Genomic DNA, 16,807 nt, shown 5'->3' on the forward strand with positions numbered 1-16,807 from the left:
AGGTTGGGGTCGCCGGGGGCGGGGCCGAAGGTGAAGTCGGTCAGCTCGTTGTTGAGCAGGAAGCCCCGGCCGGGCACCACGATGCCGTTGCCGCCGGTGGACTCGATCGTGAGGTTGTAGGCGACGACGTTGCCCCACCGGTCGGCGACCACGAGGTGGGTGGTCTCGGGCCCTTCGGCGGCTGTCGCGGTGGCGGTGCCGGACGGCGTGGCGCAGGGCCCGTACTCGCCGTCGGGGCTGCCGGGCGCGGCCGGATGGGTGATCGCGCGGTCGCCGATCAGGCAGGCGCGTTCCTTGGCGAAGCCGTCCGACAGGAGCTGGCGCAGCGGCACGCCGGGGAGGTCGCCGACGTAGGCGTTGCGGTCGGCGAAGGCCAGCCGGGACGCCTCCAGGTATTCGTGCCGGCCGACCTCGGGCAGCGCGTCGAGGATGTTGAGCGCCTCCCCGACGGTCGAGCCGCCGGACGACGGGGGCGCCATGCCGTACACGGTCAGGCCGCGGTAGCCGACGCGCGTCGGCTCGCGCAGCAGCGCCCGGTAGGCGCGCAGGTCGCCCTCCTCCATGAGCCCGGGCCGCACGTCGCGCGTCGAGCCGGGGGTTACCGGGGGCCGCTTGACCGTGGCCAGGATCTCGCTGCCGAGCCGCCCGCCGTACAGCCAGCCGGGGCCGCGCCGGCCCAGCTCGCGGTAGGTGTCGGCGAGGTCGGGGTTGCGGAAGACGGAGCCGACCGGAGGTGGCGCGCCGCCGGGCAGGTAGAGCGCGGCCGTGGAGGTGAAGTCCTTGAACCGGGCGGCGTTCTGGGCGGTCTGGTCGTGGAAGGTCTGGTCGACGACGAAGCCCTTCGAGGCCACCTCGATCGCGGGCCGGAGCGCCTGTCTCAGCGACAGCGTGCCGAACCTGCGCAGGGCGAGGTCCCACTGGGCGACCGCGCCGGGGACGCCGGCCGACAGGCCGCTGGTGACGGCCTCCTCGAACGGGATGCCCTCCAGGCTGGTCGCGGTCATGGCGCGCGGGGCGGTCTCGCGGCCGTCGAGGGTGTGGACCTGGCGCCTCCTGGCGTCGTAGTAGACCATGAAGCCGCCGCCGGCCAGGCCGGCGGAGTACGGCTCGGTCACGCCGAGCACGGCGCCCGCGGCGACGGCGGCGTCCATGGCGTTGCCGCCACTCCTGAGGACGGCGACGGCCGCCCGGCTGGCGTCGAGGTCGACGGTGGCGACGGCGCCGCCGTATCCCTCGGCGACGGGGACCTTCTGCTGGGGCGGATGGTGCGCGGCCACGGCCGGTGCGGCGGGGGCCAGCGAGACGAGGACTGCTGCTGCGGGAACGATCACTCGGCGCATGGTGTCCACCATGGCCCAGGTACGCCCATCGTGGTAGGGCCCCCTGCCACACCCGGAGGATGCGATGGTCATCAGCGGGGCCTAGCGTGGGGGGTGTGGGCAAGAAGTCCGGGTTCGATCCGTACCTAGCGTTGATCATGGCGGTCGCTCAGGTGGTGCTCTCGCAGGGGGCGGCCTGGGGACAGCGGGAGTTCAGGGAGCCGCTCGACGCGGTGGCCTACGTGCTGCTGCTGATCGGCCCCGCGGCGATCCTGTTCCGCCGGAAGTTCCCGGTCGTGGCCTCGGCCGTCGCCCTGATGGCGACCTACGTCTACACGTGGCTCGACTACCCGCTCGGGCCCGTCTATTTCGCGCCCGCCATCCTGCTGTTCTGCCTGGTCACGCAGGGGTTGCGGCTGGTGGCCTGGATCATGGCGGGGGTCACGCTCGCGGTCTTCATCGCCTACGGGTATCTCGGCAGCCAGCTGTCGCTCGGGCTCTTCCACGACCTGGCCGTCACCGCGTTCATCACGCTGGTCATGGTGATCGCCGAGCTCACCCGGATCTGGCGCGAGCGCCGCGCCCAGCAGCAGCGGGCCGCCGACGAGGAGACCAGGCGCCAGGCCAGCGAGGAGCGGCTGACCATGGCCCAGGAGCTGCACGACGTGCTGGCGCACAACATCTCGCTCATCCACGTGCAGGCCTCGACCGCGCTGCACCTCATCGACGACCAGCCCGAGCAGGCCCGCACCGCGCTGACCACGATCAAGGCCGCCTCCAAGGAGGTGCTCGGCGAGATGCGCTCGGTGCTGAGCGTGCTGCGCGAGGGCGCCCCGCGCTCCCCCACCGCCGGGCTCGACCGGCTCGACGACCTGGCCGAGCGGAGCGGCCTGGACGTGACGATCAAGCGGGTCGGCTCGCGCCCGCTGCCGCTCCAGGTCGAGCGGGCCGCGTACCGGATCGTCCAGGAGTCGCTGACCAACGCCGCCCGCCACGCGCCCGGCTCGCGGGTGGCGGTCCGGCTGGAGTACGGCGCGGACGAGCTGACCGTCAGCGTCACCGACACCGGGGCGACCACGCCGGGCGCACTGTCCGAGGAGGGCAGCGGCAACGGCATCCCGGGCATGCGCGAGCGGGCCTCGGCCCTGGGCGGCACGCTGGTGGCCGGACCGTCCGGCGACGGCTTCCAGGTCTCGGCCCGGCTGCCCCTACCCCAGGAGGATCGATGATCAAACTGCTGCTGGCCGACGACCAGGCGCTCGTGCGGGCCGGGTTCAAGGCGCTGCTGAACGCCCAGCCGGACATGTCGGTGGTGGCCGAGGCGGCCGACGGCGCCGAGGCGGTCCGGCTGGCCGCCGAGCACCGGCCGGACGTGGTGCTGATGGACATCCGGATGCCGGGCATGGACGGCCTCACGGCCACCAGGCAGATGCCGGAGGGCCCGCGCATCGTCATCCTGACGACGTTCGAGCTGGACGAGTACGTCTTCGAGGCGCTGCGCGGCGGCGCCAGCGGCTTCCTGGTCAAGGACACCGAGCCGGCCGAGCTGATCCAGGCCGTGCGGGTGGTGGCGGCCGGGGAGGCGCTGCTCTCCCCCAGCGTGACCCGCCGCCTGATCGCCGAGTACGCCTCACGCGCCAAGGAGCCGCTGGCCGCCGACGGCCTGGACCAGCTCACCGACCGCGAGCGCGAGGTCTTGGCGCTGGTCGGCACCGGCATGACCAACGACGAGATCGCCGCCAAGCTGTTCATGTCGCCGGCGACGGCCAAGACGCACGTGAGCCGGGCCATGATGAAGCTGCACGCCCGCGACCGGGCCCAGCTCGTGGTGATCGCCTACGAGTCCGGCCTGGTCAAGCCCGGCTGGCTCTGAGCGGGAATCGCCGCCGCCGCCGCTGCCCGGCCGCCCCCGGAGGCACGTACGGGGTGCGCGAGCCGTGCAGCAGCGCGGCCAGGTGGCGGGCGGGCTCCTCGTACGCGAACACCTCGGTGAGCAGGTCGCGCAGGGCCGCGCCGTCCTCGCCGGACAGCCGCTCCAGCGCCGCCTGGGCGCGCGTGTGCGCGAGCGTCCGCTCGGCCAGGGGCCGCCGCTCGCTCTCGTACGCGTCCAGCACCCGGGCGGGGGCGCCGGCCAGGTGGGCGGCCAGTTTCGCGGCGAGTTCGGCCGCGTCCGTCAGCCCGACGTTGAGCGCGGACCCGCCGGCGGGGAACAGGTGCGCGGCGTCCCCCGCCAGGAACACCCGCCCCGCCCGGTAGCGCTCGGCCAGCCGGGCCTGGGCGACCGTGGCGGTCAGCCAGATCGGCTCGCCCAGCGGCAGGTCGCGGCCGGTCACCCGGCGGAGCGCGGCCCGGAAGCCGTCGGCGGTGACGGGCCCGGCCTCGCCCTTCTCCCGCACGCCGACGACGTGGACGCCGCGCCGCAGGGAGGTGAGCAGGACGCGGCCGTGCGGGAACTCGTTCCAGCCGGGCTTCAGCCCGTCGAGCTCCGGCCGGCCCCGGAAGTGCCCGAGCCGCAGCACCTGGTCGTCGGTGGTGCCGGGGAAGCCGATCCCCACCTGTTGGCGGACCGGGCTCCGGCCCCCGTCGCAGCCGACGGCGAACCTGGCCCGCACCTGCCGGTCGTCCTCCACCGCCAGCGTCACGCCCTGCTCGTCCTGGGTCAGCGAGCGCACCTCCCAGCCGCGCCTGATCTCCGCCCCCAGCTCCACCGCGCGCTCGGCGAGCAGCCGCTCCAGGCGCGGCTGCTGGATGATCAGCGCCCGGAACGGCACGTCCAGCCGGGCCAGCGGCAGCGTCACCGGCCCGAACGGGAAGCGCGGCGGCTTCCCGGAGAACGAGCTGCCTTTCCCGAACCTCTTCAGCAGCCCCCGCTGGTCCAGCAGGTCGACGGCCTGGCCGGTGAGCCCGTTGGCGCGGGGCAGCTCGCTCGGCTCCAGCCTCTTGTCCAGCACGAGCGCCCGCGCCGCGGCCAGCCCGAGCTCGCCCGCCAGCATCAGCCCGACGGGCCCGGCCCCCACGATCACGACATCGTTCATGCTGTCAGGCTAGATTGACAAGAATGCGCCTGTCAATCTAGCCTGACGATGTGGACATGGGAGAACTGTCTGAACGCATCAAGTCCCACGACCCGGCCGTGGGCCTGCGCGCGGTCGGCGCGCTGCACCGGCTCGCCGAGCAGGTCGAGGCCGTCTCGGTCGGGCTCGCCCGCGAGCAGGGCTGGACATGGGAGCAGATCGGCGACGCCCTGGGCATGTCGCGCCAATCGGTGCACGCCAAGTACGGAAAGTGAGGCCCGCCATGTTCGGCATGGAGAAGAGCCCGTTCGGCCAGGCCATCAAGGCCGCCCAGGACGAGGCCAGGCAGCGCGGCGACCGCCGCATGGGCACCGAGCACCTCCTGCTCGGCCTGCTCCGCGACCCGGCCGGCGCTCCGGCCCGGGCGCTCGGCGTCGACGCCGCGGCGGCCCGCGCCGCGCTCGACACCCTCGACCGCGCGGCCCTGCGCGCGATCGGCATCGACGTCGGCGACGCCGACCGGGCCCGGCCGCGCAAGCACCCGCCGCTGTCCGGCACCGCCCTGACCTCCAGCGCCCGCGCCGCGATCGTCCAGGCGGCCAAGGCCACCACCAGGAAGAACCGCGACCAGGCGGGCCCGGCCCAGCTCCTGCTGGCACTCCTGGACCAGCGCCACCCCGACCCGGTGGCCGAGCTCATCGACACCCTCGCCGTCGACCGCGCCGCCGCGCGCGCCCGCCTCGCCCCCTGAGGCGTACGACCGGTGGGCGGCCCGTACTCCCCCGGGCGGACCTCAGGACACGCCCGCCGTCCGATTCGCCGGAAGCCTCCGGCGGCGACCCTGGAGGTACGCCGAAGGAGGAGAACATGAACACATTCGCGCACGCGGGCTTCTGGCCCGTGATCCCGATGATCTGGGGCCTGTTCTGGATCGCCGTCGTCGCGCTGGCCGCGTGGACCTGGCGCCGGGGCGTCTGGGGGCGGCGCGCACGCCCCGCGGAGACCCGGGCCACCGCACCCGCCGAGCAGATCCTCGCCGAGAGGTACGCGCGCGGTGAGATGACCGACGACGAGTACCTCGAAAGGATGTCCGTGCTCAGAGGCGGAGCCTGATAAACGGCACGCACGGTGAAACAACTGTCACTGGCCGCATTCGCCGCGGAAGGCTACTTTTCCTACAGGACCTCTTCCAGAAGTGGGGATGAGATGCGATCAATCGCCAGGTTCTGCGGCCAGTGCAGCTGCGGCTGCCCCGAGCTGTTCGTCGACCCGGCGGCGCCGGAGGATCGCCAGGTGGTCATCACGGACGACTTCGGCCAGCGGGTGGAGATGAGCCTCGACCAGTTCGCCTCGATCGTCGAGGCGGCCAAGGCCGGATCGCTGGACGAGCCGGCCCTGGTCCACTGAGCACTTCAGCGCAGGCGGTGGCGCTGCTCGGCAGCGGCCTGGCCGCCGGCCTGGTCGCGGGCACCGCCTCGTGCACCGCCGTGCAGGGCGGCCTGATGGTCGGGCTGACCGAGGGGCGCGACCGGGCGGTGGCCTGGTTCCTGGCCGGCCGGCTCGCCTCCTACTCGGCGGCGGGCGCGTTGCTCGGGCTGATCGGCGCGGCCGTCAAGCCGCCGCCCGCCGCCCGGGCGGTGCTGCTGGTGGCCGCGGGCGTCCTGGTGATCGTGTTCGCCGTGCGGACGCTGCGCCGCACCGGTTGCGCGCCGCGCGGGCGGGAGCTGCCCCGGATGGCCGCGCCCCTGCTCGGGGCCGCCACGATTTTGGTGCCGTGCGGGGTGACGATCGGCATGGAGCTGGTCGCGGTCTCCAGCGGCTCGCCGCTGCCCGGCGCGGCGGTGATGGCCGGCTTCGTGCTCGGCAGCTCGCCCGCCCTGGCGCTGCTGGGTTACGTGCTGCGGCGCGTGTCCCGTACCCGGCTGTCCAGGGTGACGGCGGTGGCGGCGATCGCGGCGGGACTGTGGACGATCGCGGCGGGGATCAATCTGGGCGGCTGGCTGCCCGCGGCCGCGACGGCCGGGCCGGACCGGCCGCTGAGCCGGACCGTCACCATCTACGCCACCCACGACGGCTACCGGCCCGCTGCCGTGGAGGCGCCCGCCGGGGTCCCGGTCGAGGTGGTGTTCAAGCTGGCGGACCGGGGGTGCGCGGAGACGGTGGCGTTCGCGGGGCGCGACCTGGCGGTGCCGGCCACCGTCAAGCTGCCGCCGCAGCCGCCGGGAGAACTGCGTTACGCCTGTGGGATGGGCATGTTCACAGGGTTCATCAAGTTCTCCTGACGGCCTCGGCGATTACCGTTCGCAATCGGGCGATCACGTGCGACGCTGTGGCCATGGCCTGGAGGCAAGGTGATGTGGCGCTGCCGGCCGTGCCGGCGCCACGGGTGGGAGACGAGGCCGAGCTGCTGATGGCGGCGCAGGCGGGCGACGCGCAGGCAGCGCACCGGCTCGGCAGGCTCTACGCGCAGCGCGGCGACCGCTTGTCGGCGAGGCAGTGGTGGGAGCGGGCCGCCGCCGGCGGCAACATCGACAGCGCCTACAACCTCGGCATCTGGCACGAGAAGCACGGCAGCCTGGACGAGGCCGTCAACTGGTACGAGCGCGCGGCCGGCACCGGCGACGCGGAGGCGGCGGTCAACCTGGCCACGCTCCTGCTGGAGCAGCGCGGCGACTACGCGATGGCGCGGAGCTGGTACGAGAGCGCGGCCAGGGCCGGGTCGCGGGCCGGGGCGCGCAGGCTGGCGCTGATGTGCGAGGACGCCGGCGAGATCCAGGCGGCGCGCGAGTGGCACCGGCACGCGGCGGCCGCCGGCGATGCGCCGTCCGCGCACGACGCCGGTTTCCTCGCCTACTCGGGCGGCGACGAGGAGGAGACCGTGCGCTGGTGGGAGTCCGCCTCCCGGGCCGGGCACGCCGACTCGGCCTACTGCCTGGGCCTGTTCCTGCAGGCCAGCCGCGATCCCGAGGGCGCGGAGGGCTACTACCGGCTGGCCGCCAAGAGCGAGCACGCGGGCGCGGCCTCCCAGCTGGGCGCCATCGCGCTGTCGCGCGGCGACCTGCGCACGGCCCGCGGCTGGTACGAGCAGGCCGCCGGGGCGGGGCGGCTGGAGGACCAGCGGATGGCCGGGTTCGTCTGCGTGGAGCTGAGCGATGCGCAGGGCGCCAGCCACTGGTTCGGCAGGGGCGCGGCGGGCGGCGACGCGGAGTCGGCGTTCAACTTCGCCCTGCTGCTCATCGCCGAGTTCGGCGACCTGGGCGGCGGTCAGCACTGGTTCCGTCAGGCGGCGCTGGCGGGGCATCACCGGGCGGCCGTGGAGCTGGGCGGTCTGCTGACGGCGGCGGGCAAGCCGGGTGAGGCCGAGGAGTGGCTGGCCGATCCCCCGCCGCCCGCCTGGGACCGGCCGGCCGAGCCGGAGCTGGCGGCGCGCGCCGAGCTGGCCGCCGCCGCGACCGGGCGCCGGGGCGGGCACGGGCTGTCGGTGGCGGAGCTGACCGAGATCCTCGGCACCTGGGATCTGATGACCAGGCCGCTGCACGACCACGCCGACGTGCTCGGCTGGCTGGTGGGCCGCAGCGGGCTGCACGCCAGCGCGGTCGAGCACCTGGCCTCGGTGCGCGGCACGCTGCTGCGGCCGGGCAGCGGGCCGTGGCCGAGCCCCGGCGAGATCGAGCACGTGCTGGCCACGGCCCGTGAGCTGCGGCGCCGGCTCGGGCCGGTCAGCGCTGCCCGAGATGGAAGCGGTGCCCCTCGTCGTCGGTGAACACCGCCGACCAGCCCCACGGCTCCTGCTTGGGCGGCATCGTGAACTCGACGCCGTTCGCGCTCAGCCGCTCGTACGCGGCGACGAGGTCGTCGTCCTGGAAGAGGACGTAGTTGGGCTGGTCGGTGGCCAGCTCGGGCCAGTCGGGGGCGGCCTTGAAGATGACGAGCCGGGTGCCGCCGCCGGGCGGCTCGACCTCGATCCACCGGTTCTCGCCGTACCGCTGGTCGGAAGTGACCGTGAAGCCCATCTTGTCCCGCCAGAAGGCGAGCGCTCGTTGCTGGTCATCCACGTAGACGGTGACCTGGCTGATGCTCAGTGCCATGGCGTCCTCCTTATATCCAAGTCGGATATAACCAGCGTGGTGCTATCGTGTCAACCATGCTCACCGCCGCCGGGTTCCACGTGTTGCTGGCGCTGGCCAGCGGCCCCGGCCACGGCTACGCGGTGATGCGGTTCGTCGAGGAGGTCAGCCAGGGGGCGGTCAAGCTGGGGCCGGGCACCCTCTACCGGACGATCAGCAGGCTGGTCGCCGACGGGCTGGTCGAGGAGTCCGACGAAGGAGATCCGGCGGCGCCGCACGACGCCCGGCGGCGCTACTACCGGCTCACCCCCGAGGGCGAGCGGGCGGCCAGGGACGAGGCGGCGCTGCTGGCACGCCTGGTGGCGGCCGCCGGAGAGGCGGGGCTGATCGGATGACGTCGCTGCGACCCCAGGGGCTCAGCCCGCACCTGTTCGTGCTCGGCGCCGAGGAAGCCGTCGCCTTCTACCGGCGGGCGTTCGGCGCGGTCGAGGTGTTCCGCAACACGCTGCCCGACGGCCTGCTCCTCTTCGTCGAGCTGCATGTCGGGGCCGGGCGGCTGCTGGTGAGCGAGGAGAACCCCGCGCTCGGCGCGCTCGCCCCGCCGACGCTGGGCGGCAGCCCGGTGCTGATCCTGCTGGAGGTGGCCGACCCCGGCGCGGTGGCCGACCGGGCCGTCGCCGCCGGGGCCGAGGTGGAGATGCCGGTGCGCGAGATGTTCTGGGGCGAGCGCTACGGGGTGCTGCGCGACCCGTTCGGGCACCGGTGGGCGGTGACCACGGCGCGGGAGCAGCTCACCCCCGACGACATCGTGGACCGCACACCGGACTTCTAGGACATCAGGACGTCAGGCGGCCAGCACCTGGGCCACCGGCGTGTACGGCAGCCGCAGCGCCTCGGCGACCGGCTCGTTGGTGAGCGTGCCGGCGTGCGTGTTGAGGCCGCCCGCCAGGGTCTCGTCCGTGCCGAGCGCCTCCTGCCAGCCCAGGTCGGCCAGCTTGACCGCGTACGGCAGGGTGGCGTTGGTCAGGGCGTTCGTGGAGGTGTTGGGCACCGAGCCGGGCATGTTGGCCACGCAGTAGAAGACCGAGTTGTGCACCGTGTAGGTGGGGTTGGCGTGCGTCGTCGGCCGGGAGTCCTCGAAGCAGCCGCCCTGGTCGATCGCGATGTCGACGAGCACCGAGCCGGGCTTCATCCGCGACACGAGCTCGTTGCTGACCAGCGTCGGGGCCTTGGCGCCGGGGATCAGGACCGCGCCGATCACCAGGTCGGCCCGCAGCACCTCCTGCTCGATCGCGTACGCCGTCGACATCAGCGTGCGCAGCCGGCCCTGGTAGACGGCGTCGATGAAGCGCAGCCGGTCCACGTTCGTGTCGAGGACGGTGACCTCGGCGCCCATGCCGACCGCGATCTGCGCCGCGTTCAGCCCGGAGACGCCGCCGCCGATCACCACGACCTTGGCCGGGGCCACGCCCGGCACACCGCCCGGCAGCACGCCGCGGCCGCCGTTGGAGCGCATCAGGTTGTACGCGCCGACCTGCGGCGCCAGCCTGCCCGCGACCTCGGACATGGGAGCGAGCAGCGGCAGCGCCCGGCCCGCTTGGACGGTCTCGTACGCGATGGCGGTCGTGCGCGCCGCCAGCAGCGCGTCGGTGCACGGCCGGGACGCCGCCAGATGCAGGTAGGTGAACAGCACCAGCCCCTCGCGCAGCCGGTGGTACTCCTCGGCGATCGGCTCCTTGACCTTGAGGACGAGCTCGGCCTCTTCCCAGACCGCGTCGGCGCCGTCGCGGATCTTCGCGCCGGCCGACAGATATTCCTCGTCCGTGATGTGCGAGCCGAGCCCCGCACCGCGCTGGACCGTCACGCTGTGGCCATGGCCGACCAGCTCGTGAACGCCCGCGGGGGTGACCGCGACGCGGTATTCGTGGTTCTTGACCTCGGTCGGCACGCCGATCTTCATGGCGGTGCTCCTTTCGGCGAAAAAAATATCCGGTACGGCGTGCCGTACCGGATGGGGGGTTTCTACAGGCGCGCCCACGCTTCCGTGAGCACCGTGCGGAGGATCGACCCGATCTCGTCGAACTCCTTCGGCCCGGCGATCAGCGGGGGCGCGAGCTGGATGACGGGGTCACCGCGGTCGTCGGCCCGGCAGTAGAGCCCGGCGTCGTACAGCGCGTGCGACAGGTAGCCGCGCAGCAGCCGCTCCGACTCCTCGGCGTCGAACGTCTCCTTGGTGGCCTTGTCCTTGACCAGCTCGATGCCCCAGAAGTAGCCGGAGCCGCGCACGTCGCCGACGATCGGCAGGTCCTTCAGGCCGTCGAGCGTGGCCTGGAACACGGGCTCGTTCTTGGTGACGTGGCCGAGCAGGTCCTCGCGCTCGAAGATGTCCAGGTTGGCCAGCGCCACGGCGGCGGAGACCGGGTGGCCGCCGAAGGTGTAGCCGTGCGCGAACATCTCGTCGCCGTTCTTGAACGGCTCGAACAGCCGCTCGTGCGCGATCATCGCGCCGATCGGCGAGTAGCCGCTGGTCATGCCCTTGGCGCAGGTGATGATGTCGGGCACGTAGTCGAACTTGTCGCCGCCGAACATGGTGCCGAGCCGGCCGAAGGCGCAGATGACCTCGTCGGAGACGAGCAGCACGTCGTACTCGTCGCAGATCTCGCGCAGCCGCTGCCAGTAGCCGGGCGGCGGCGGGAAGCAGCCGCCGGCGTTCTGCACCGGCTCGGCGAAGACGGCGGCCACCGTGTCGGGGCCCTCCATCTCGATCGCCCTGGCCACCCGCTCGGCGGCCCAGATCCCGTACTGCTCGGGCGTCATGCCGGGCACGCCGGTGATCTCGTCGGCGCGGTAGTGGTTGGTGTTGGGCACCCGCACCGAGCCGGGCACCAGCGGCTCGAACATCTGCTTGAAGGCCGGGATGCCGGTGATCGACAGCGCGCCCTGCGGGGTGCCGTGGTAGGCGATCTGGCGGCTGATGACCTTGTGCTTGAGCGGCTTGCCGACCAGCTTGTAATACTGCTTGGCCAGCTTCCAGGCGGTCTCGACGGCCTCGCCGCCGCCCGTGGTGAAGAACACCCGGTTGAGGTCGCCCGGCGTCATCGCCGCCAGGCGCTGGGCCAGCTCGGCCGCCTTCGGGTGCGCGTAGGACCACAGGGGGAAGAACGCCAGCTCCTGGGCCTGCTTGGCGGCGGCCTCGGCCAGCTCGCCCCGCCCGTGGCCGACCTGGACCACGAAGAGCCCCGCCAGCCCGTCGAGATAGCGTTTGCCGTTGATGTCGTAGATGTAGGAGCCCTCACCGCGAACGATGGTCGGGACCTCGGACTGCCGATAGGCGCTGTGCCTCGTGAAGTGCAACCACAGGTTGTCCTGAGCGGCCTTCAGGACGTCGTTTTCCGGCTGCGTCATAGCTATCTTCCCTCGCGTCTGGCCTCCCCACAGTCTGCATCTTCACCTGTGCTTTGCCAAGCGAATGCGTCGCGACACTCTGCAAGAAAACCGAGATCCGCAGAACCGGTATGTAACAGCTACGAAATCCGCAGGTAGATTAGCCCTCGGGGCATCCGGTTTCACGCACTGTGAAGCCTTGTGTGATCCAATGAGACGTTAACTATCGAGAACGACCCCGGGGGACCCACCCGTGACTCCTGACCAGATCGAGAGCGCCGTCGCGGCGGCCATGCCCCAGTCCGTCGAGGAACTGAGGCGCCTGTCCGCCATCCCCTCCGTGGCCTTCCCGGGGCACCCCGAGGAACCCGTGCTGGCGGCGGCCGCGGCCGTGGAGGAGCTGCTGCGCAGCACCGGCCTTTCGCGCGTGCAGCAGATCCCCGTCGACGGCAGCGTCCCCGCCGTCTACGGTGAGGCGCCCGCCCCGCCCGGCATGCCCACGGTCCTGCTTTACGCCCACTACGACGTGCAGCCCGCGGGCGACCCGGCCGCCTGGCGCACGCCGCCGTTCGAGCCCACGCTGATCGACGGGCAGCTCTTCGGCCGGGGCGTGGCCGACGACAAGTCCGGGATCATGTCGCACGTCACCGCGCTGCGCGTGTTCCAGGGCCGCTTCCCGGTGGGCATCAAGGTCATCATCGAGGGCCAGGAGGAATACGCCGGCGAGCGGCTGGAGTCCTTCGTCGAGCGCAACCCCGACCTGCTGCGCGCCGACGCCATCGTGGTGGCCGACACCGGCAACCCGCGCGTCGGCGACCCGTCGGTGACCACGTCGCTGCGCGGCATGGCGGCCTTCACCATGGAGGTGCGCACCCTGCGCGAAGCGGTGCACAGCGGCTCGTTCGGCGGCGCCGCCCCCGACGCGCTCGCCGCGCTCATGCGCATGGTGACCGCGCTGCACGACGACAACGGCGACATCCGCGTGCCCGGCCTGCCGCGCGGCACCTTCCTCGGCCAGGGCCCGTCGGAGGCGGAGTTCCGCAAGACGGCGGGCGTCGTCGACGGCGTCTCCCTGGTCGGCTCCGGCTCGCTGGCCGACCGCCTCTGGGCCTCCTACGCGATCACCGTCACGGGGCTCGACGTGCCCACGGTCTCGGGCGCGGTCAACGCCGTCCAGCCGGTGGCCCGCGCCCGCGTCACCGTGCGCATCCCCCCGGCCGGCGACCCCAAGACCACGGTCAACGCGGTCGTGGAGTTCCTGCGCCAGGTGGCGCCGTGGGGCGTGCAGGTGTCGTTCGGCGACTTCACGGTGGGCTCCGGCTTCCAGGCCGACTCGGGCGGCAAGGCCCGCTCCGCGCTCAACCGGGCCATGGAGCGCGCCTTCGGCCGCCCGCCCCGCGACGTCGGCGCCGGCGGCTCCATCCCGCTGGTCAACACGCTGCTCAAGCAGTTCCCGGCGGCGGAGATCCTGCTGTTCGGCGCCGAGGACGAGGACGCGGCCATCCACGCCCCCAACGAGCGCGTCGACCTGGAGGAGCTGCGCCGGGTGGCCACCACCGAGGCCCTGTTCCTGCGCGAGCTCAGCCTGCCCTCGGCGCTCGGCGTCTAGGGACATCCCCAGGCCCGTCCCGGGGTCCCGGGTACGGGCCGCGTCCGTACGATGCGATGGGCGGCGACGCGGCGGCGATCGCCGCCCTTCACGTTTCCGGGGCCCGCCGGTCAGCTCCGGATGCCGAGATCGGCCAGCGCGGCCGCGCCGCGGGCGGCATGGTCGCCGCCGGCGAGCGCCAGGGTCCGCGCCGACTGGTAGCGGCAGCCGGCGGCGTCGAAGGCGGCCACCGTGGCGAGCAACCGCTCCCGGTCGTCGTCGAGCAGCGCCTGGGCCCGCTCCACCAGGGCATCGGCGACCGGGTTGCCGGCCACGACGGTCCTGGCCTCGGCCAGCCGGTCGCGGGCGTCGGGGGTCCCGGCGAGCACGGCGGCCTCGGTGCGCAGCGCGACGTACCAGTGGTGCCAGAGCCAGGTGACCCACTTCCACACCTGCCGGGGCTCGGGGGCCATCCGCTCCAGCGCCTCCGCCGCCTGCCCTCGGTGCAGCAGGAGTATCGCGTCGAAGACCGCCCCGTAGCCGTAGGAACGCTCCGGCGTGGTGCCGAGCCGGCGCATGACCTCCCTCCATTCGCGCAGGGCGTCATGGTCGTCGCGCAGGCCGTGGATCATCGCCACGCCGGCCGCCGCCGGGCACAGGAGCGACCGGGCGGGGCTGCCCGCCCGCCGCCACGCGTCGAGGAACCGGACACTGCCGGTGAGCACCTCGCCGACGTCGCCCGCCAGCGCGTCGACCATCAGCAGCCGGCACGTGGCGCGGTGACCGACCTCCGCCAGCGACGGGTGCTCGGCCAGCCGTCGCGCCCATCGGCGGGCGCCCGGCACGTCCCCCGCGCCGAGGCCGGCCTCGGTGGCGATGCTGAGCGCGTCGATCAGCTCGTGGGTGCCGGCCGGCGAGATCGGCAGGGATGACAGGAGCGTGATCCGGCGCCGGGCCGTGGCGGCGGTGGCGAACGTGTCGCCGGCCCAGCTCTGAGCGCCGGTGAGGGCGTCGAGCGCGGCCGACTCGGCGAGCGGGTCGCCGGTCGCGCGGGCGAGCTCGACCGCGTGCTCGACACGCGCGATCGTCTCCGGGACGGCGTTGCCGGGCGGGCCCTGGGCGGCGCCGAACGCGTCGGTGAGCACCGCGGCCTCGGCCAGCGCCACCGCGGCCAGCGCGGCCGGATCGTCGCCGGCGGGCTCCCGCGCCTCGTCGACCAGCGCGAGCGCCTCCTCCCGGGACGGGATCCGGACGAACGTGGTCGAGAACCGGAACGCGATCGTGGCCGCGGACGCCAGGTCGGCGGCGGCGCCCGCGTGGTCACCGGCGTCGCGGGCGGCGTCCGCGGCCTCGCGGCGCAGGCGGTACATGTCGTCCCCGACCGTCCGGCAGCCGGCCACGGCCGCGGCCTGCCGGAGCATCGACGCGCCGGCGGCGGGGTCGCTCGCGAGCGCGGCCGCCTGCTCGTAGCGCCGCTGCGACTCGCCGGTCAGGTTACGGGTGAAGGTCAGCTCCGCCAGGCGCCGGGCGAGCTCGTACGCGTCCGCGCGCTGGTCAGGCTGGTCGGCCGCCCACGCCAGGGCCGCGCGGAGGTCGTCGGCCACCAGGTCGAACCGGGCCCGCCAGTCCGTCGCCACAGCCGCCAGGCCGGCGGCCTTGGCCAGGCACCAGCGAAGGTGCCGGAATCGGGCGTCGGCCAGTTCCCCGGCCTCGGCGAGCCGCTCCGTCCCGTACTGGCGGATGGTCTCCAGCGCCCGGTACTCGGTCCCGCCCGGCGACGCGGTCACCACCAGCAGGCTCTGTTCGGCGAGCCGGGCCAGCCCGTCGGCGACGAGGCCCTCCTCGGACCCGGTCACCTCCGCGGCCGCCGAGGCGGTGAACGGCGCCACGAACACCGACACCCGGCGCAGCAGCGCCCGATCGGCGGGTTCCAGCAGGGCATGGCTCCAGTCCAGGGCCGCCCGCACCGAACGGTGCCGTTCGTCGGCGCGGGAGCCGCCGGTGAGCATCCGCAGCGGGTGGGACAGGGCGGCGTTGATGCCGTCCAGCCCGAGCGTGGGGTACCGGGCCGCGGCCAGCTCGATCGCCAGGGCCATCCCGTCCAGGCGCTCGCAGATCGAGGCGATCCGCCCGCGCAGTGCGGGATCCGGCGAGCGGCCCATCGCCGCCGCCCGCTCCGTGAACAACGCGACCGCGTCCGAACCGCCGTCGGCGGCCAGCGACAGCGGCGGGACCGGGTAGACCCGCTCGAACGGCACCATGAGCCGCGCCCGGCTGGTCGCCAGCACCGTCACCCGGGGGCACGTCGCCAGCAGCCGCTCCAGGAACAGCGCCACCCCGTCCACGACCTGCTCGCAGTTGTCCAGCACCAGCAGGGCCTGACGGTCGGCCAGCGCGGCGACCACGGAGTCGGTCATGTCGCGGCCGGGCTGCTCGCCGAGGCCGAGCGCCCCGGCGACCGCGGTCGCGATCATGCCCGGGTCGGTGACCGGGACCAGGTCGACGAACCACACCCCGTCGGCGTACTCGGCGGTCGCCGTCGCCGCGGCGGCCAGGGCCAGCCGGGTCTTGCCCACGCCGCCGGGACCGACCGCGGTCACCTGACGGAGCTCCTTGAGCATCCCGGCCAGCTCGGCCCGCTCGCTCTCCCGGCCGACGAACGAGGTCAGCGGGGCCGGCAGAACCGGCGCCGGACGCGACGGAGCGGCTCCGGCCGGCTCGGGAGCGCGCTGGGCGAGCGCCCGCCGATCCGGCACCTCCAGCTTGCGCAACAGCGAGGAGACGTGACTTTCCACGGTACGCACCGAGATGCACAGCCGGGCCGCGATCTCGGCGTTGCTGAGATGGGCCCCGACCAGTTCCAGCACCTCGGCTTCCCGAGGTGAGATCTCCACTTCTGTCACCACTGTCCCAGTTTCCCCCATCCCCTCCGTGCGCGGTCCGTGCCGTCGATCCGTGGAGCGGTTCCGTGGTCGCCACGGATGTGGCCCCACCGGCCCGGACGACAAGCTGTGCGTACGAACACAGCGGGCCGACGCGGCCCACGACGACAGGAGTGACCATGACCGGCTCTTCCACCCAGGGCATCAGGACCGTGCTGCACCCCGTGTCCGATCTGGCGAAGGCCAAGGCGATGTACGCGGCCCTGCTCGGCATCGCGCCGCAGGCCGACTCGCCCTACTACGTCGGCTTCGACGTCGAGGGCCAGCACATCGGCCTGGTGCCGGACGGCGGACCGCAGGGCATGACCTCGCCGGTGGCCTACTGGCACGTGGAAGACATCGAGGCGAAGCTCGCCGAGGTGACCGCCGCGGGGGCCACCGTGACGGAGGCCCCGCACGAGGTCGGCGGCAGCCGCCTGGTGGCCACCGTCACCGACCCCGACGGCAACCTCCTCGGGCTGATCCAGGACCGCTGAGCCCCCCGCCCTACCCC

At 73.6% G+C, this 16,807-nt stretch carries 18 protein-coding genes; 12 read left to right on the plus strand and 6 right to left on the minus strand.

What is annotated here, in order from left to right; genetic code table 11:
- On the minus strand, positions 1 to 1,340 hold a 1,340-nt coding region (locus tag ADY59_RS40295), incomplete at its 3' end, for a gamma-glutamyltransferase family protein (protein WP_049574434.1).
- A gap of 137 nt (positions 1,341 to 1,477) precedes the next feature.
- On the opposite strand from ADY59_RS40295, the gene ADY59_RS40300 reads away from it, so the two are divergent.
- Positions 1,478 to 2,548, plus strand: coding sequence for a sensor histidine kinase (locus tag ADY59_RS40300; RefSeq protein ID WP_063780935.1), 1,071 nt, complete (start codon positions 1,478 to 1,480; stop codon positions 2,546 to 2,548).
- Positions 2,545 to 3,192 carry a response regulator gene (locus ADY59_RS40305; RefSeq protein ID WP_049574398.1) on the plus strand — a complete coding sequence of 216 codons (648 nt, stop codon included), beginning with the start codon at positions 2,545 to 2,547 and terminating at the stop codon, positions 3,190 to 3,192. Before ADY59_RS40300 ends, ADY59_RS40305 begins: the two co-directional genes overlap by 4 nt.
- On the opposite strand, the gene ADY59_RS40310 is transcribed toward ADY59_RS40305, so the two are convergent.
- On the minus strand, positions 3,173 to 4,354 hold the full coding sequence (locus ADY59_RS40310) for an FAD-dependent monooxygenase (RefSeq protein ID WP_053175593.1): 1,182 nt from the start codon (positions 4,352 to 4,354) through the stop codon (positions 3,173 to 3,175). The genes ADY59_RS40305 and ADY59_RS40310 overlap by 20 nt on opposite strands.
- A 56-nt stretch (positions 4,355 to 4,410) precedes the next feature.
- On the opposite strand from ADY59_RS40310, the gene ADY59_RS40315 reads away from it, so the two are divergent.
- The 6 genes from ADY59_RS40315 to ADY59_RS40340 all read left to right on the plus strand — a co-directional run bounded on the left by ADY59_RS40315 (position 4,411) and on the right by ADY59_RS40340 (position 8,096).
- Positions 4,411 to 4,608: a hypothetical protein gene (locus ADY59_RS40315; RefSeq protein ID WP_197094079.1), complete on the plus strand. Its 198-nt coding sequence runs from the start codon at positions 4,411 to 4,413 to the stop codon at positions 4,606 to 4,608.
- 8 nt (positions 4,609 to 4,616) lie between these two features.
- Positions 4,617 to 5,084 (plus strand): Clp protease N-terminal domain-containing protein, encoded by a 468-nt coding sequence (locus tag ADY59_RS40320; protein ID WP_049574403.1) that lies wholly within the window; start codon positions 4,617 to 4,619, stop codon positions 5,082 to 5,084.
- A 116-nt stretch (positions 5,085 to 5,200) separates the two neighbouring features.
- Positions 5,201 to 5,446, plus strand: a complete 246-nt coding sequence (locus ADY59_RS40325; RefSeq protein WP_049574406.1) for an SHOCT domain-containing protein — start codon at positions 5,201 to 5,203, stop codon at positions 5,444 to 5,446.
- A gap of 93 nt (positions 5,447 to 5,539) precedes the next feature.
- The gene (locus ADY59_RS51950; RefSeq protein WP_049574409.1) at positions 5,540 to 5,740 is read left to right on the plus strand and encodes a hypothetical protein; all 201 of its coding nucleotides are present in this window, start codon (positions 5,540 to 5,542) and stop codon (positions 5,738 to 5,740) included.
- A 17-nt stretch (positions 5,741 to 5,757) separates the two neighbouring features.
- On the plus strand, positions 5,758 to 6,615 hold the full coding sequence (locus tag ADY59_RS40335) for a sulfite exporter TauE/SafE family protein (protein ID WP_049574410.1): 858 nt from the start codon (positions 5,758 to 5,760) through the stop codon (positions 6,613 to 6,615).
- Positions 6,616 to 6,668: 53 nt separating this feature from the next.
- Entirely contained in the window at positions 6,669 to 8,096 is a 1,428-nt protein-coding gene (locus ADY59_RS40340; RefSeq protein ID WP_049574413.1) for a tetratricopeptide repeat protein, read from the plus strand.
- On the opposite strand, the gene ADY59_RS40345 is transcribed toward ADY59_RS40340, so the two are convergent.
- Positions 8,053 to 8,421 (minus strand): VOC family protein, encoded by a 369-nt coding sequence (locus ADY59_RS40345; RefSeq protein WP_049574415.1) that lies wholly within the window; start codon positions 8,419 to 8,421, stop codon positions 8,053 to 8,055. The genes ADY59_RS40340 and ADY59_RS40345 overlap by 44 nt on opposite strands.
- Positions 8,422 to 8,477: 56 nt before the next feature.
- Between ADY59_RS40345 and ADY59_RS40350 the strand changes: the two genes are divergently transcribed.
- Positions 8,478 to 8,795, plus strand: a complete 318-nt coding sequence (locus tag ADY59_RS40350) for a PadR family transcriptional regulator (RefSeq protein ID WP_049574418.1) — start codon at positions 8,478 to 8,480, stop codon at positions 8,793 to 8,795.
- Positions 8,792 to 9,232, plus strand: coding sequence for a VOC family protein (locus tag ADY59_RS40355; protein ID WP_049574421.1), 441 nt, complete (start codon positions 8,792 to 8,794; stop codon positions 9,230 to 9,232). Before ADY59_RS40350 ends, ADY59_RS40355 begins: the two co-directional genes overlap by 4 nt.
- Positions 9,233 to 9,244: 12 nt before the next feature.
- Here the strand turns inward: ADY59_RS40355 and ald are convergent, their stop codons facing one another.
- Positions 9,245 to 10,360 carry an alanine dehydrogenase gene (ald, locus tag ADY59_RS40360; RefSeq protein WP_049574424.1) on the minus strand — a complete coding sequence of 372 codons (1,116 nt, stop codon included), beginning with the start codon at positions 10,358 to 10,360 and terminating at the stop codon, positions 9,245 to 9,247.
- 62 nt (positions 10,361 to 10,422) lie between these two features.
- Positions 10,423 to 11,805, minus strand: a complete 1,383-nt coding sequence (locus tag ADY59_RS40365; protein ID WP_049574427.1) for an aspartate aminotransferase family protein — start codon at positions 11,803 to 11,805, stop codon at positions 10,423 to 10,425.
- Between the two features lie 232 nt (positions 11,806 to 12,037).
- Between ADY59_RS40365 and ADY59_RS40370 the strand changes: the two genes are divergently transcribed.
- Positions 12,038 to 13,393 carry a M20/M25/M40 family metallo-hydrolase gene (locus ADY59_RS40370; protein WP_053175598.1) on the plus strand — a complete coding sequence of 452 codons (1,356 nt, stop codon included), beginning with the start codon at positions 12,038 to 12,040 and terminating at the stop codon, positions 13,391 to 13,393.
- Positions 13,394 to 13,503: 110 nt separating this feature from the next.
- Here the strand turns inward: ADY59_RS40370 and ADY59_RS40375 are convergent, their stop codons facing one another.
- Positions 13,504 to 16,266 carry an ATP-binding protein gene (locus ADY59_RS40375; protein ID WP_231619123.1) on the minus strand — a complete coding sequence of 921 codons (2,763 nt, stop codon included), beginning with the start codon at positions 16,264 to 16,266 and terminating at the stop codon, positions 13,504 to 13,506.
- A 167-nt stretch (positions 16,267 to 16,433) separates the two neighbouring features.
- Between ADY59_RS40375 and ADY59_RS40380 the strand changes: the two genes are divergently transcribed.
- Positions 16,434 to 16,790: a VOC family protein gene (locus ADY59_RS40380; RefSeq protein ID WP_049574432.1), complete on the plus strand. Its 357-nt coding sequence runs from the start codon at positions 16,434 to 16,436 to the stop codon at positions 16,788 to 16,790.
- Positions 16,791 to 16,807 lie beyond the last annotated feature (17 nt).

This window comes from Nonomuraea sp. SBT364, from assembly GCF_001083785.1.
GTDB lineage: Bacteria > Actinomycetota > Actinomycetes > Streptosporangiales > Streptosporangiaceae > Nonomuraea.

Coding starts and splice junctions, on each gene's coding strand:
- ADY59_RS40300 (WP_063780935.1), top strand. CDS start 1,478: ATGGCGGTCGCTCAGGTGGTGCTCTCGCAGGGGGCGGCCTGGGGACAG.
- ADY59_RS40305 (WP_049574398.1), top strand. CDS start 2,545: ATGATCAAACTGCTGCTGGCCGACGACCAGGCGCTCGTGCGGGCCGGG.
- ADY59_RS40310 (WP_053175593.1), bottom strand. CDS start 4,354: ATGAACGATGTCGTGATCGTGGGGGCCGGGCCCGTCGGGCTGATGCTG.
- ADY59_RS40315 (WP_197094079.1), top strand. CDS start 4,411: ATGGGAGAACTGTCTGAACGCATCAAGTCCCACGACCCGGCCGTGGGC.
- ADY59_RS40320 (WP_049574403.1), top strand. CDS start 4,617: ATGTTCGGCATGGAGAAGAGCCCGTTCGGCCAGGCCATCAAGGCCGCC.
- ADY59_RS40325 (WP_049574406.1), top strand. CDS start 5,201: ATGAACACATTCGCGCACGCGGGCTTCTGGCCCGTGATCCCGATGATC.
- ADY59_RS51950 (WP_049574409.1), top strand. CDS start 5,540: ATGCGATCAATCGCCAGGTTCTGCGGCCAGTGCAGCTGCGGCTGCCCC.
- ADY59_RS40340 (WP_049574413.1), top strand. CDS start 6,669: ATGGCCTGGAGGCAAGGTGATGTGGCGCTGCCGGCCGTGCCGGCGCCA.
- ADY59_RS40345 (WP_049574415.1), bottom strand. CDS start 8,421: ATGGCACTGAGCATCAGCCAGGTCACCGTCTACGTGGATGACCAGCAA.
- ADY59_RS40350 (WP_049574418.1), top strand. CDS start 8,478: ATGCTCACCGCCGCCGGGTTCCACGTGTTGCTGGCGCTGGCCAGCGGC.
- ADY59_RS40355 (WP_049574421.1), top strand. CDS start 8,792: ATGACGTCGCTGCGACCCCAGGGGCTCAGCCCGCACCTGTTCGTGCTC.
- ald (WP_049574424.1), bottom strand. CDS start 10,360: ATGAAGATCGGCGTGCCGACCGAGGTCAAGAACCACGAATACCGCGTC.
- ADY59_RS40365 (WP_049574427.1), bottom strand. CDS start 11,805: ATGACGCAGCCGGAAAACGACGTCCTGAAGGCCGCTCAGGACAACCTG.
- ADY59_RS40380 (WP_049574432.1), top strand. CDS start 16,434: ATGACCGGCTCTTCCACCCAGGGCATCAGGACCGTGCTGCACCCCGTG.